The organism is Bradyrhizobium yuanmingense (assembly GCF_900094575.1).
GTDB classification, from domain to species: domain Bacteria; phylum Pseudomonadota; class Alphaproteobacteria; order Rhizobiales; family Xanthobacteraceae; genus Bradyrhizobium; species Bradyrhizobium yuanmingense.
Window position 1 is genome coordinate 1 of sequence record NZ_FMAE01000021.1, and the last position, 12,760, is coordinate 12,760.

Genomic DNA, 12,760 nt, shown 5'->3' on the forward strand with positions numbered 1-12,760 from the left:
TCGACCCCGAGAAGAAGCCCATCTTGTGAGCGCTGGAGAACTGCGCAATCAATGGCTGGGTCGAAACCGCGAAGCTGTCCAGAGAGGCGCCAAGAGCGTCGATAGACGATGACAGCGAGTCCAGATTTTCGAGCGTAATGCCGGGCTGCGACATGCCCAACAGATATTCGCCGGTCATATCGATCGTAAACCAACGATCAAGGACGTAGTCGTAGCCGATGATCTTGTCGTAAAGCCCGGTCGTTCCCGACGTCGATTTATAAGCCCAGAACGCACGCGTAGACCTCGGGTCCGACGCGCCGATGAACATCCGCAGTTCGGTCCTGTCGAGATCGTTGAAGAACGTCCGGTCAACCTTCTCGCGCCCGATCGGCTCAGGGAGCCCGCCCGGCGCGATCTTGAAGAAGCCCTGAGCGGAGTGAAAGAACGTATAGATTCCGGCTCGAACGATGCTGTAGGGCGCGAACAGCCCCTGATCCTGCGCGATGCGCTCGATCTGGAAAATCAAGTCAGAACCGGGAATGTAGGACATCCGGCGAATGGCCTGGTCCTGAAACACAGTCCCGAACTCACCGCCGGCTACGCCGCGAACAATGCCACCGTCAGGAAAGTCCTGATAGTCGGACTGATTGGTGCCAGCGGTCCAGCCCGTGGTGTCATTCAGCGCGGACCAATGAATGCGATACGGATTCGAGAGAAGGCCGGACAGCACCAGGAAGCGACCCACAACCGAAATATATGACGCCTGAGGAGGCGAGCCGGAGTTATCAGCAAATGCGCTGGACGAAGCCAGGTTATAGACCTGAAGAACGGCGTTCTTCTGGGTGGCGAAGACAAGGTTGCCGAATTGCGCAAATTGCCACTGCGCATCGCTCGACAAGGACGAATAGATGTGCGTAACCGAATGCGTACCAGATCCGGCCGACGATGTATTGATCGCCGCGCCCCCCGCTGTTGCCGACACCGTGAACGTGTTCGCCGTCAGAACCGTTTTGACGTAGTATGTCGTGCCGGGCGTTAATCCGGTCGGAAGTGAACCCGATGTCGAGAAAACGACGGGATCATTGGCCACAAACCCGTGCGAGGCCAGCGTCACGACGCCGGGGCTTGCATTCGAGATCGTGACGGTCGCTACCTTTGATACCGGCGTCCAGGAATAGTCTGTATTGTTGGCGAGCCAGAGCCGATCGCTCGTCCCGGCGAACACAGCCACCGAGCCGTCAGATTTGAGGGCATAGAACGCGCCGCGGCACGCTCCAATCAGCGCCTGCGAGAGGATGGCGAAGTCAGGAAACGGCCCGTAACCATCCGCTCTCGGCAGCACGTTGTTGATGTCGTGCGACTTCGCTTGGCTTTCGTAGTCCGAGGTATCAGGCTGCCAGGCGCCGAACGGAAGCAGCGCCATTTAGGGCGTGTGCCCCATCACACGAATGGCCATGCCCTGCCGCTCGTTGAAGTCAAGCTTGCTGATCTCGTCAAACCCCTCATCGCGCCGTGCCTTCCAAAGACCGGCAGGATCAACGTCCTTGTTGAAGGCATTGGCCTCACACAACGAGCCGAACAGATAGACATCGAAATGCTTGGTGTAGAGCCAGTTCAGCGAGCTCTCGACCGCCGTCGTGCGCTGGACATAGGTGAACGTCAGCGCCGTGTCGCTGGTCGGAGCGACGCGGAGGCTTGAACCCTCAATCGTGAAAACAGTGGGCGTGCCGCTTCCGGAATCGATGTAGCCCGAGTAGATCGGCGGGGCCACATACTCGAGATCATGAACCGGGGACCCGGTCCAGGTCACGCGACGATGGCCCAGATAGTCGCTCGGAACAGTCGCGACGCCACTCGACGGCGTGAGCGTCGTTGTGGTCTCCTGAAGTCTGACCTTCAGCCGGCGCATTGCTGCGCATTCGAACAGCCGGATGAAATCCGGGATGTACGTGGTCAGGTCGTCTCTGGCGAGCCAGTTTGCAATCTGCGATTTCAGGTCGTCATAGGTGGAAAAGCTCACAGCTTGCTCCAGCCGGCCTGAAGCGCCGGGCGATCGACGCGGAGATACGCCCACTCCGGATCTTGCAGCTTCTTCTGCACGATCGCGTCAAACTCGGGCGTGAACATGCGCAATTGCGTGTTGCCCTTGCGATGCTCGTCGTCCAGCCACTTCACATAGGTCACGTTCGGGATGCGGGCGACGTGCCGCCCCCAGTCGCTTTTCTGCTCGTCGCGGCGCGCTTCCTTGTTCCAGTCCAGGATGGGCTCAACGTCCTGGACATGCTCGACGGCGAGGTCTTGTCCGTTGCTGTCGAGATGGAAGCGAACATCGAGCATCAGACGATTTCCGTCACGTGCAAGGTGCCGCCGGCCGAGACCTGAATGGCCGAGACTTTCTGGCCTGGCGTGCAGGAGAAATACTCCGGCGCATCAGCCGCCATATAGACATCCGAGCTCGTCGCAGTCGGGCTATCGCCAACCTTGACATAGGCGGCAGATGTCACAACGACGCGGACCTTGTAGACGCTAGATCCAATCGCGTTGTCGATCGTGCCAGCGGTCCCGGTATAAGCTTTGCTCTGATGTGTAGAGAGCCGACCCGTGCCGATATACTGCTGCGCCATGAGCGTTAGTCCCGCTCGATGACAGCCGTGAACGTCGCCGGGGCGGTCGTGGACGAAGCACCATCCGAGATGAACTCGATCACATCGCCCTCGTTGACGTAGTTGGCGCCGGTCGGAATAGCGCTGTCAACGTCACCAGCCGCCGAGCCGGAGTTCGCGACGGTGACGGAAACGCCGGTAACGGCCGTTCCGTTGATCTCCATCGTCCAGACCGCGTCCGCGCTGGTGATGGCGGCATGAATGGCCGAGTAGGCGCGCTTGATCGTACCGCGGAACGGGGCGACCACGAAGGTAGAGCTCGCAGTCGAGATGTCCGCGAGGTAGGCCGACACAGCCGCCTCAGAAAGCGGGCGATTTTCAGGAAGTGCCATTTGCTTCTCCAATTGGCCTCAGCATGTCTGAAATCGAGGCCGTGTAGGTTTTCGAGCCGATATGGCCCAGGGTCACACTCGGGTCCAAGAACGCCTCAAACCCCAGCTCTTTCACATCGGCGAAAAACGCCATATCCTCGCCACGCGCGAAGCCGTCGATCTCATCACAGCGAAACATGTGAGCAATTGGCTCATCCGAGCCGTTGAACTTGAGCTTGGGAGACTTCGCCGCCATCGCCTCAATCACGCGACGGTGCATCACGGTGAAGCCCATGCCCCAGCCGCCGATCTTCAGGCAGCCGTATTCATTGCTTTCGATGTCACCACCCGAGGACGGGTCCAGAAAGAAAACGATCGGATCTTTCTTGGCAGGATAGGCGCCGCCAACCACGTCCATCTTCGTCGCGAGCGCACAGAGCCGCAGAAAGTCCTTGGCTTCCCACTCAATGTCGGAATCGACCCAGAACAGGAGCGACTTGTCCGACTTGAGGAAGGTATGCGCGATCTTGGAACGGGCGTGGGTGACGAGAGAATTCCCGACCTGCAACTGCACCTCGAACGGGATACGCTTGGACGCGAGAAGGTCTTGCGTAGCCAGAAGCGAGGCAACAGTGCCGGCCGGGATGTCTCGATGCGTGGGCATGGCGAGCATGACGCTGACGCCCGCCATATCCACTTTCATGCTTAGCTGACCGTCGCGGAGAACGGGGTCGCCTCGGTGCCGGTCGGAGCGGTGAAGCACTTGACCGAGAACACGCCCGTGAGCAGGTCTTCGATCTCGTAGATGTCACCGACAACACCGCCCAGGGTGGTGCCGTTCATGCTAATCGTGTCCGACGTGGCAGAGGTCTTGAAGCCCTCAGCATTGTCAGAGGTGGTCGTGACAGCGAAGGCATAGCCGCGCATGACGTCGGTCGCATTCGCAACCTTGATCGTGCTGGCCGTGCCAGTCGCGGCAACGCCGACAACGAAACGGTACTTGTTGCCCGTGCCCGTGGCCTGCGGCAGCGTGATGGCGACCGGCGCAGCCGAGTCGATGCGAACCGTGCGGTTGGCGTGAGCCGCCGCAGTGATCGTCAGCGAGGTTGCCGTGGTCACGACCGGAGCCGAGACGGCGCCCGCCAGATAGTCCGCGGTGATCGTCTTGGTACGGCCGGCGCTGGTGTCGTAAACCAGCAGGACGTCCGTGGCAGCCGGAGCCTCCGCAAGCGCGGGGCACTCAGCATGGTAGGTGTAGATGGTGCTCATGTGCTGATGCTCCTTGTCTTACGAGGTGGTCAGGTCGAACACGCCGCCCGAAGCCTTCTCGTTACGAGAAACGAGCGAGTATTCGGACAGGATCTGGCGACGGTCGGAGTCGCCGGTCTTGGCGAGCGGAATGGAGAGCATCCGGCGGCCGTTGAGGTAGGCGACGGCCCACTTGTCCATCTCGAGCACGAGAACGTCACGGGAGCGCTGGAAGCGGTTTGCAACGACCGTGAGCTTGCCGAAGTCGGACTCGTAGGCGTCAACCGACGCAACGATCTTCTTCGACTTCGCGTCCTCGGTCGGGGTGGACCGGCCGGTGAAGGTCGAGAACACCTGCTTGTTGAACGAGCCGGTCATGATGTTGCCGGGCTTGCCGCCGCTTTCCCAGATCGCCGCCAGAACGGTCTTCAACTGCGCCTCGGTGAACGCGCGCTGCGTGCCGTCCGTGCGGGTGCCAGTGCCGTCAGCCGCCGAAGGATCAGCAGCGCCGCCAGCCGAGCCCTTGGAGGTGTTGGTCTTGATCCAGGACAGGATCGAGGCCGTCTTGCGAGCCGTGCCAGCAGCGCCAGTGTTCTTGGCCTGGTTGGTGCCGACGAGGATTTTCTCCATGTCGCGCTTGAGCTCGAGGCCCTTCAGCATTTCCTGATAGGCGAGCTCGTTGTCGCGGCCGGCGTGCTCAACCGCCTGCTGGGTGCCGGACACGCGGGCGACCTTGTCCGAGATCTGGCAGATGTTGCCGAGGCGGACGGTCGGGGTCGCGGCGTCGGTGACAGCGTCGTCGCCTTCGAGAACCGCGTTATCGGAGCTCGCAGCAGCGAGCGCCTGGGTCTGCCATTCGTGGTTGACCGCGGAGGCCTTCTCCCGCTCGATGCCCGTCATGAACGGAGTATCGGTCGGGTCGATGCGGTAGATCATGTCCGAGAGGTCTTCTCGGTTACCAATCGCCTCATACGTGGCGAAGGTATTGGTGGGGAGAGACATAGTGCTGTCCTTTAAGGATTATCGGCGCTTGGACGCGACCTGCGCAGCGCGCAAAGCCATTGCGTCCTTCAACGAGCCGGATTGATCGAGTTTGCGGGTGAGAGCCTGGATCTGCTCGGATTGGGCCGCATTGGCCGGCCGTGCGGGTCCAGGGCGCTGAACAGGGGGAACGGGCTTGGCTGCAACAGCCGCCTTGGCCTTCTGAATGTCCCGGAGCTGCAAGGAATCGGCGAGGAGTCGCTGAATGCGGTGGTCGTAAATCGAGAGCTTCGATTTGCCGGCCGCGAGTTCTGCGAGTTCGCTATCCTTGAACCCCAATTCGGGGAGCAGTTCAGACGCCACACGCTGCACAAGCGCGGGGCCCTTGGCCTTGTCTGCAAGCTCGGGGATCAGCTCAGCCGCGCGAGCGTTCTCCGCCTGGACGTGTTCGGTCCATTTGGATTGCTGCTCAGTGGCTTTGCGTTGCTCCGCCTGCTGAAGCTCGGCCTGCACGCCTTGCATCTTCCACTGGTAGACCTGGAATTGCTGGAAGCGGAACGGGTCTTCCGCCTGCATCTTTTCCACGTCAGCCATTGATTTGATGTCGGCGAACGGGCTGCTTTCATGCAGGGCCTGCATCAGGGCCGGTAGTTTGGCCTCGTACTCTTGCCTTGCCTTTTCCGCCGATTCGCGCTGGGCCTCGATGGCCTTGCGCTGTTCAGCGATTTCGTTCTGACCTCGGCGAAACTCCCGCTCCCGCTCCTGTTCGCGAGTGTGCAGGTATTCCTGCGTCTCACGAGGCAAGGATTGGAAACGTTCCTTTTCTGCCTGCGTCCACGACCTCGGCGGCTCGATGGGCGGCAATTCTGCCGGTTCGGCTGCTTCAGTCGGTTCGCCGGGGGCCTCTGCTTGAGGGTCGGCGTTGGCTTGCGCCAATTCGGGTTGCTCGACCGGAGCGGGCTGCTCAACGGGAGCTGCTTGTTCTTTCGGCTTATAGCGGGCTGCTGCAAGAGCGCGCGCCGCCTGTGAAATTGAGAGGTCGGCTCCGGTATCGGCCGGAGAATGGACAACGTCGATCGAGGCGGGCGCCGCTTCCGCGACGGGAGCGCCGGTTACGTCAGACATGATGTTCCCTAGGTTAGATGATGCCGAAACGCTTCTTGCGCTCGGCTGTCTCCGCAAGCTGCTTCAGTTCAGCAGCCGCAAGCTTGCCGTCGTTGACAACGGTATTCAGGTGATCGCGGACCTTGCCGACGATGTTGATGGCGAGAAACAGCTTCTCGCGGCCGGAGACGTCTTCGATCGTGGTTGCCCGCCAGGCGGCGATATAGGCCTCTTCCAGAGAGGTGAACGCCTCCTGGAGCAATTCGTCCTCAACCAGCTTTTGCGCTCTGGTGGCCCGCGATACGGCCTTGGTGAGGGCTTCTTCGCTCATTCGCCGCCCTTCTTCGGAGCATTCTTCATTTGCTCCATTTTCTGGTCATGCGCCTCAGCGCCGGCAGCAACCTTGAACACGCCGGCTTCCATCTGCTGGCGATGCTGTTCGGCCCTCTGAGCCATGTCCTGCTGGTGCATCTCGCGCTTGAGCTGGAAGTCCATCAGCTTCAGTTCGCGCTCGAGCTCGAATTTCTGCTGGGCAATCGCCAACTCAGCCTGCAGCCGCTGCTGCTCGGTCGCCATATCGGCTTCAGCCTGAACCGCCTCGATCTGGGCCTTCCGCTCGTCGGCCTGCTGATCAAGCTGGGCCTGCACACCCATCTTTTCCTTGTCGGTCTGCGCCTTGATTTGGGCAACCTGCACGGATTCGGGTGGCGAAGGCGGAGACGGCGGGTTGAGGAGTTCTCCGGTCTGCGGGTTCTTCGCGCTCGGATCATTGAAGAACTTATCGGGGTTCTTGTGCCCCATGATCTTGGTCAGCTCAGAGGCCGTATTGAACAGTTTGTCATCACCGACGAGGTGCGTCTTGCCGCCCAGCAGCAATTCTTTCTGGAAGTTCGCAAGCGCCATGGTCTGGGCGAACTGCTGCGCCTTGCCGCCCGAGCCAAGCCCGACGTTGATGGTCAGGTCGTTCCGGGTCTTCCAGTTGCGCGGATCCACCTGAACCCACGAATTGCGCAAGCGAACCGTCTGGGCCTGCTGCCCGTGCCGCCTGATCGCGCCATGAAGCAGCGCGAACATATCCCGCACGCCCTCGGCGAGAATGCGGGCAATCAGCTTTGTCCGCATCTGCGAGGCCGAGAACACCTGCGCAACAGCCGTCGCGCTCTGGTTCTGCAAGGCGTTGGCGTCGATGCCCTGGGATTGATTGTTGACGCCCGTGCGCATCTCTCGCGTGGCGTCCATGTACTGGAGCGCAGGATAGACGCTGGAGGTGATGTCGGGGACTACCTGCCAGTTAAGTCCGCCGGCAGTCTTAGTGCGGACAACGCCACCTGGGCGACTGACCAGTAGATCATCCAGAGTGTTAGGGCCGGCATTGGCTTCTGCGACCTCAACGCGGGGGTTATTGTGCAGATACAGGTTGTCCAGCATACCACGCACGAGCGCGGTCTTGATGCGCTGGATGTCCATCACGAGGTCGGCGACCGACCGGCCAAAGAACCGATGCGACTGAGGTACAGGGCTTGCCGCGGCAAACGGGTATTCGTCCACCCGCTCGATGTCTTCCTTGTCGTCCCGGCGAAGGATTGCCCCACCCTCGCCCGCAGTCGTCACCCGATAGATGCAGGGCTTGCCGTTGCCCTCGTAATCCATCCGGATGTAATGCTCGGTCACGCGGACCTGCCGCGCCATCTCGTTCAGGCTGTCGCGCTCGGGCTCCTGCTCATCGACCGTATCGCGGGACAGCGTCTCGGAATCACTGATCGAGGACGACGCAATGGCCTTGACCTGATCCTCGTCATAGCCCTGCGCGATCAAGTCTCCAACCGACCGCGGGGTCTCATGGAAGCAGTAATTGCAGTCCTTGATCGTCCTGGCACCGCGCTCGATCCCGAACTCTTCCGGGGGCACGCCCATGACCTTGACCTGGGCATGCTTCTTGGTAGTCACAATAGTGACATCGTGTAGCGCTGATGCCGGGGGCGCCGTGGCCTCCCCGTTGTTCATGCCTTTTGGAGGGGCTTGAGGGGCAGCGGGCGGCATCAATTCCATGTCCATTAGGCATCCTCGCCTATTGGCTTAACCGAGTGCTCAACAATCTCCATGGCGCCATCTGAGGCCATGACCTGCTGTACAAGCGCTGCAAACTGCTCTTCAGTCTGATCGTAGTAGGTCTCGCGCTCCTCGATGTCCTTCTCTTCCCACCAGACCTTGACGACGCCGACCTTGGACAGCAGCGCATCCTTGACGAACGAATACAGCGTCATGAAGCCGGGGTTCTGCTGCATGAACACGTGGTTCACGTAGTCGGTTTCCTGCTGCGCAGCTTCTTCGTCTTCAGGACCGACCGGCTCGAAGCGCACCACCTCGTCGGACCCGGCGAAGATGTCCATCAGTTGGGGCATCAGGCCTTCGATGGTGTCGGCAACGTCGGTTGAGACCGCTCGCGACCGCCCATCGACAACCGGCATGTCCTTGGTCATGTCGCCAAGGTAGTAATCCATCGCATCCGAGCGCTCGGACGAGAGCTTGGAGGCCTCGACAGCGGCAAGCGCGTTCGACCGCTCAGCCGCCAGCATTGCCTTGAGCGAGGATGCGTCGATCTTAGGCAACGCCGAGCCTCGGGTAGTTGATCTGGCGGTTGAAGCCCGTGTTCACAATCCTGGTGTCCAATGTCATCGCGAGGTACCGGAATGCGTCGGCCGCGTGGCTCGTCCAATCGTGGACCGGCCGCGGCTTCAGCGCCTGTAGCTTGTCGTCAAACTCAGCGCGGTAGAGCTTCAGGGCGTCGATACCGCGAGCGCATTTCTTGGCGTCGAACCAACAGCGCGGGATGATCGTGCGAACGGCGTTGATGCCGTCCTCAACCCGATGCATCGGCGCCACTGTGATGTTCTTCAGCCCAAGGCTTTCCAGAACTTCCAGGCGGCTTTTGCCCGTTCCCAGCTCTTTAGCTTGGGCGTCGTGCGGCACGACGTGGCCAGCGTAAAGATATGGCCTGTTACTGATTTCGCGGACGTAATGTCCAAGATCAGCCCCGGTCGCCTCATAGTAGTCGATGAGCCTAATCTCACGTCCAACAACCTGACCGAACCAGATAGCCGTGCTGTCTCGGATTCCCAAGTCCCATGCGGTGTAGACTTGAGCTGTTGGCTCAAACGGTACGCCGCTGATCCGTCCATCCGCATCGGCTTGCTGCATGAGGCGACCATAGTAGGCTCCGACAACAGCAGCCTCAAAGCTGCATTCGAACTCTTGCGCGTATTGTTCTTCAGTCAGCCCGGATCTCAGGCTTTCGAGCTCGGCCGGCGGGATGATGCCCGTTTCGCTGGCCTTCAGGACGGCCCTGAACCAGCCAGGTTGCTCAGCCCCGCTCTCGTCGCGGTCGATCTTGTAGAACCAATCACGGCCCTTTGGGGTGCCGATAAACGTGCCCCAGCCGTTGTAGTCGGACAGGGTCGGCCGGATCACCTCAGGCCAGGCCCTCGGGTCCATCTGCGCCGGCTCATCGATCGTCACGCCGTCGTTGTAGAGGCCGCGCATTCGATCGTAGTTGTCAGCGCCGTAGAGGCGGATGCTCGCCCCGTTCGGATACGTCAGCCTAAGCTCGGACTCGCTGATCTCAGTTCCAGGTATCGGCGCGCTGAAGTGCTTCAGGTACGACCACGCGACGTCCTTCGCCTGCGTATAAGTCGGCGCAATGTACGAATAACGTGGCGGCGGGAACTGACGACCATTGGTCAACGCTGCCTTGATCAGCTCGTTGATGCAGCCAACCGTCTTACCAAACCGGCGATGGGCTACGATCTTGGAGAAACGTTCAGTCCTGTCGTGGTACGCCTTGAACTGCGGGCGCGGCTCGTAAGGGATTACGATTTGAGCCATGTGATGGTGATCGGCCCGCCGTCCTCGTCACCCTGGATGGTCGTTGATGCGAGATCCGGCATCACCTTGCGAAGCAATCCAAGTCCTGCGCTGACCTGTGTTGCAGACATGTCACGCTTTCCCTCGACGTGCTCAATAAGCGCGTTGAGGATGTTGCTGTTTTTGATTTTAACCCGGTGCTCTTCCGACATGCGAAAGCCGGGCGAGCGGCCGGCCATGTGAATCTCCTAGATCTTGACCTTGACGAACTTGGACCACTCAAAGCCGGTGCCTTGGTAGGGCCACTCGGGATGCGCCAGGGACTTAAGCGGCGAGTTAGCCGCAGCGGCGCCGAGTTGAGCATTCTGGCTACCGGCTCGCACCTGCTCGCAGTACGGCGTTCCAATCCCGAACATTCCGCCACTCAGCGCATCATAGGCGCTCTGCTCTACCTTCGGGTTCTTCGCCTCGAACTCGGCTTTCTGCTCTTGGCGGTTGAGCTTACGGGCGATGGATTTGAAGTCGGTGACGATGGAGGTCATTTGGTTCGCCTGGCGTCAAGATCGATGGGCCAAAGAAACATTGCGCCGCTGGAGTGGACGCGCACATATTCGCCAAACATCTCGTGAAACGGGAGGCGCTGCCTGCCGCCAGTCAGCCATCTGGCTATACTGTAATCACGAATATGCAGGTCGGTCACGCACCCCTCCACTCACACGCGAGCCACGCCAGCGCCAGAAGGCCAGCAGCAATCATCGCAGCGGTCTCAATGTGGCGGACCATCGCGTCAATCGCCTCCAGATCAATAGCGGGGCCGAAGTTCATGCGGGGTCCTGATCGGGAGCGTGATAGAAATCCGGCCATACCTGAGGCAGCTCGCACGGGGCTGTATCAAGCCCCATCACCTGCTTGGCAAGCCTCACATCGGCCGCCTCGCGCTCCTCTTTGCGCTTGTAATCGCGGATTTTCACGATCTCTGCGGACATAGGATTGCTCCTGAATGGTTTCGGGCGGTCAACTCGCCAGGGGAGACGCGCTGCGCTCCTAAAGGGCGCTGAGCAGGGGATGCCGCGTCGTGTGCTGAGGACCGCCCGAACGAAAAGCACCCGCTCAGATTTCTCCGGCGGGCGCAAGCTGTGCAATTCTATCTGCTTCGATTGCCACGAATGCCACACATGCCACACGGTTTCAAGCTACACCCGTAACAGAACGGATGCTGTTCGCCTCAGCCCAGATCTTCAGCATCACATCGCGATAATGACGTCGCGCGGTCTCGTCACTCCGGCCGATGCGACGCCCGATCTGCCCGAAAGACAAATCGAACGAGCGCATCTCGACCAGCTTCCACTCGTTGCGCTGCAGCGTCTTGCCCCAGGCTAGCGCCGTCAAAACGTCGGTCACGTCAAACGGCGTCGGGCGAAACCGCGGCATCGACGCCTCGCCATAGCCGTAAGCCTCGTTGTGATCGCGGACGTAGTCCGGCCAGCCGTTGTTGTGCTTCAGGAAGCGCCGCTCGAGATCAGGCAGCGCCCTGATCGTCTTGCAGGCACGGATGAACCTGCGCTCGACCTTGTCGATCGTAACCTCACCCTGCATGCTGAGCCTCCATCATGCGATAGAGCAGCCCAACCTTGTTCTTCACGCCGTAGATCTGGAAAGCGTGCTGCATGTGATCCTCGACCGTCCGATAGCTGATGCCTAGCCGTCGCCCGATTTCCTTGTGCGTGAGGCCCTGCACTGCGAGCTCGCAGACCTCTTTCTGTCGTGGCGTGAGTGATGCTGTGGTCATGATGCCCCCGATGTTAGCTTCTGAACGTCTGCTATGATGTTTGACTCATACCCAGGCGGCCACCGCGATGGTTGATGCCAGCCGCCCTTGCCGTCACGCGGATATGGCTTGCCTTCTCGGGCCTTGCGGTAGGCGTCCCACGCGTCCTGTTCCTCACTGCCAAACTTCACGTAAAAGCCGGGGAGTTCCGCAGGAGCGAATGCAGCAACGGCTATTTCCGTGAAGTCCTCCGAGTTCAACCAGCTTGCCGGCATAGGGACGTATTCGGTCCCAATCTTTGAACGAAGCGTCTCTGCGAGTTGCCTTGCAGCCGCCAAGATCGCTTTCGGGTCCACCCCGGTTTTGACCAGCGAGTTGAATTTCTTTTCGGCCTTAGCCCAACCGTAGTTTCCCTTCCGCCTTGGATAGACCCTTCGAAGGTTTTCAAAATCCTCACTCGAAGGCGAAGCCGCACGAGAATTCTTTCTCTTCTCTCCCTCTATCTCTCTCTCTTCCTCTTTCTCTGGGATAGCCTCTTGCTTGCCGTCTGCTAGCGGTTCGCTAGCATCAAAGAAACCGCCGTCAATCAAAGGACTTAGCGCGTTAGCCAAATCCCCCCGCGTCATGTGGAGGCGAAACGCCAGCTTATCCAGCGTTGCATCTATCCTGCCGTCCTCGTATTCACTCGCTAGCAACCAGAGCATCGGCGCTAGCGCCTTGCTAGCAACCGGCAAGCGCGAAAACTCGAAGTCATCAAGCAACCCCTTGTGAAGCTTGATCCAAGCCGGAGCCCTGTCCTTGTAGTGCTGGAACGATTTCCAGTTCTTTGGCGTTAGAATCAT

The 12,760-nt window shown here is 60.1% G+C and carries 20 protein-coding genes; all 20 read right to left on the reverse strand.

All coding sequences use genetic code 11. The features are described from left to right. On the reverse strand, positions 1 to 1,405 hold a 1,405-nt coding region (locus tag GA0061099_RS35420; protein WP_074448346.1), incomplete at its 3' end, for a hypothetical protein. Next, a complete protein-coding gene (locus GA0061099_RS35425) occupies positions 1,406 to 2,002 on the reverse strand; it encodes a phage adaptor protein (RefSeq protein ID WP_074448347.1) in 597 nt (198 codons plus the stop codon). After that, entirely contained in the window at positions 1,999 to 2,319 is a 321-nt protein-coding gene (locus GA0061099_RS35430; protein WP_074448348.1) for a hypothetical protein, read from the reverse strand. Before GA0061099_RS35430 ends, GA0061099_RS35425 begins: the two co-directional genes overlap by 4 nt. Continuing rightward, positions 2,319 to 2,606 (reverse strand): hypothetical protein, encoded by a 288-nt coding sequence (locus tag GA0061099_RS35435; RefSeq protein WP_074448349.1) that lies wholly within the window; start codon positions 2,604 to 2,606, stop codon positions 2,319 to 2,321. The genes GA0061099_RS35430 and GA0061099_RS35435 overlap by 1 nt, the downstream gene beginning before the upstream one ends. 5 nt (positions 2,607 to 2,611) lie before the next feature. Next, positions 2,612 to 2,977, reverse strand: coding sequence for a hypothetical protein (locus GA0061099_RS35440; RefSeq protein WP_141697740.1), 366 nt, complete (start codon positions 2,975 to 2,977; stop codon positions 2,612 to 2,614). After that, positions 2,964 to 3,659: a hypothetical protein gene (locus tag GA0061099_RS35445; protein ID WP_074448351.1), complete on the reverse strand. Its 696-nt coding sequence runs from the start codon at positions 3,657 to 3,659 to the stop codon at positions 2,964 to 2,966. Before GA0061099_RS35445 ends, GA0061099_RS35440 begins: the two co-directional genes overlap by 14 nt. A gap of 2 nt (positions 3,660 to 3,661) precedes the next feature. Next, positions 3,662 to 4,225 carry a hypothetical protein gene (locus GA0061099_RS35450; RefSeq protein ID WP_083235153.1) on the reverse strand — a complete coding sequence of 188 codons (564 nt, stop codon included), beginning with the start codon at positions 4,223 to 4,225 and terminating at the stop codon, positions 3,662 to 3,664. An 18-nt stretch (positions 4,226 to 4,243) separates the two neighbouring features. Continuing rightward, positions 4,244 to 5,206, reverse strand: a complete 963-nt coding sequence (locus GA0061099_RS35455) for a DUF5309 domain-containing protein (RefSeq protein WP_074448352.1) — start codon at positions 5,204 to 5,206, stop codon at positions 4,244 to 4,246. Between the two features lie 18 nt (positions 5,207 to 5,224). Then, positions 5,225 to 6,310 (reverse strand): hypothetical protein, encoded by a 1,086-nt coding sequence (locus GA0061099_RS35460; RefSeq protein ID WP_074448353.1) that lies wholly within the window; start codon positions 6,308 to 6,310, stop codon positions 5,225 to 5,227. A 13-nt stretch (positions 6,311 to 6,323) separates the two neighbouring features. Continuing rightward, positions 6,324 to 6,620 carry a hypothetical protein gene (locus GA0061099_RS35465; RefSeq protein ID WP_074448354.1) on the reverse strand — a complete coding sequence of 99 codons (297 nt, stop codon included), beginning with the start codon at positions 6,618 to 6,620 and terminating at the stop codon, positions 6,324 to 6,326. Beyond that, positions 6,617 to 8,344 (reverse strand): portal protein, encoded by a 1,728-nt coding sequence (locus GA0061099_RS35470; protein ID WP_141697741.1) that lies wholly within the window; start codon positions 8,342 to 8,344, stop codon positions 6,617 to 6,619. Before GA0061099_RS35470 ends, GA0061099_RS35465 begins: the two co-directional genes overlap by 4 nt. After that, positions 8,344 to 8,898, reverse strand: coding sequence for a portal protein (locus GA0061099_RS35475; protein WP_074448356.1), 555 nt, complete (start codon positions 8,896 to 8,898; stop codon positions 8,344 to 8,346). Before GA0061099_RS35475 ends, GA0061099_RS35470 begins: the two co-directional genes overlap by 1 nt. Next, the gene (locus GA0061099_RS35480) at positions 8,891 to 10,171 is read right to left on the reverse strand and encodes a terminase large subunit domain-containing protein (protein WP_074448357.1); all 1,281 of its coding nucleotides are present in this window, start codon (positions 10,169 to 10,171) and stop codon (positions 8,891 to 8,893) included. The genes GA0061099_RS35475 and GA0061099_RS35480 overlap by 8 nt, the downstream gene beginning before the upstream one ends. Continuing rightward, positions 10,156 to 10,389, reverse strand: coding sequence for a hypothetical protein (locus tag GA0061099_RS35485; RefSeq protein ID WP_074448358.1), 234 nt, complete (start codon positions 10,387 to 10,389; stop codon positions 10,156 to 10,158). Before GA0061099_RS35485 ends, GA0061099_RS35480 begins: the two co-directional genes overlap by 16 nt. Before the next feature lie 9 nt (positions 10,390 to 10,398). After that, on the reverse strand, positions 10,399 to 10,692 hold the full coding sequence (locus GA0061099_RS35490) for a hypothetical protein (RefSeq protein ID WP_074448359.1): 294 nt from the start codon (positions 10,690 to 10,692) through the stop codon (positions 10,399 to 10,401). Positions 10,693 to 10,846: 154 nt separating this feature from the next. Then, positions 10,847 to 10,975, reverse strand: coding sequence for a hypothetical protein (locus tag GA0061099_RS42885; RefSeq protein WP_276327055.1), 129 nt, complete (start codon positions 10,973 to 10,975; stop codon positions 10,847 to 10,849). Further along, a complete protein-coding gene (locus tag GA0061099_RS41610; protein WP_158644898.1) occupies positions 10,972 to 11,136 on the reverse strand; it encodes a hypothetical protein in 165 nt (54 codons plus the stop codon). Before GA0061099_RS41610 ends, GA0061099_RS42885 begins: the two co-directional genes overlap by 4 nt. A 202-nt stretch (positions 11,137 to 11,338) precedes the next feature. Next, positions 11,339 to 11,746, reverse strand: a complete 408-nt coding sequence (locus tag GA0061099_RS35495) for a DUF6362 family protein (protein WP_074448360.1) — start codon at positions 11,744 to 11,746, stop codon at positions 11,339 to 11,341. Beyond that, on the reverse strand, positions 11,736 to 11,939 hold the full coding sequence (locus GA0061099_RS35500; protein WP_074448361.1) for a response regulator transcription factor: 204 nt from the start codon (positions 11,937 to 11,939) through the stop codon (positions 11,736 to 11,738). The genes GA0061099_RS35495 and GA0061099_RS35500 overlap by 11 nt, the downstream gene beginning before the upstream one ends. Beyond that, positions 11,936 to 12,760, reverse strand: coding sequence for a hypothetical protein (locus GA0061099_RS35505; protein WP_074448362.1), 825 nt, complete (start codon positions 12,758 to 12,760; stop codon positions 11,936 to 11,938). The genes GA0061099_RS35500 and GA0061099_RS35505 overlap by 4 nt, the downstream gene beginning before the upstream one ends.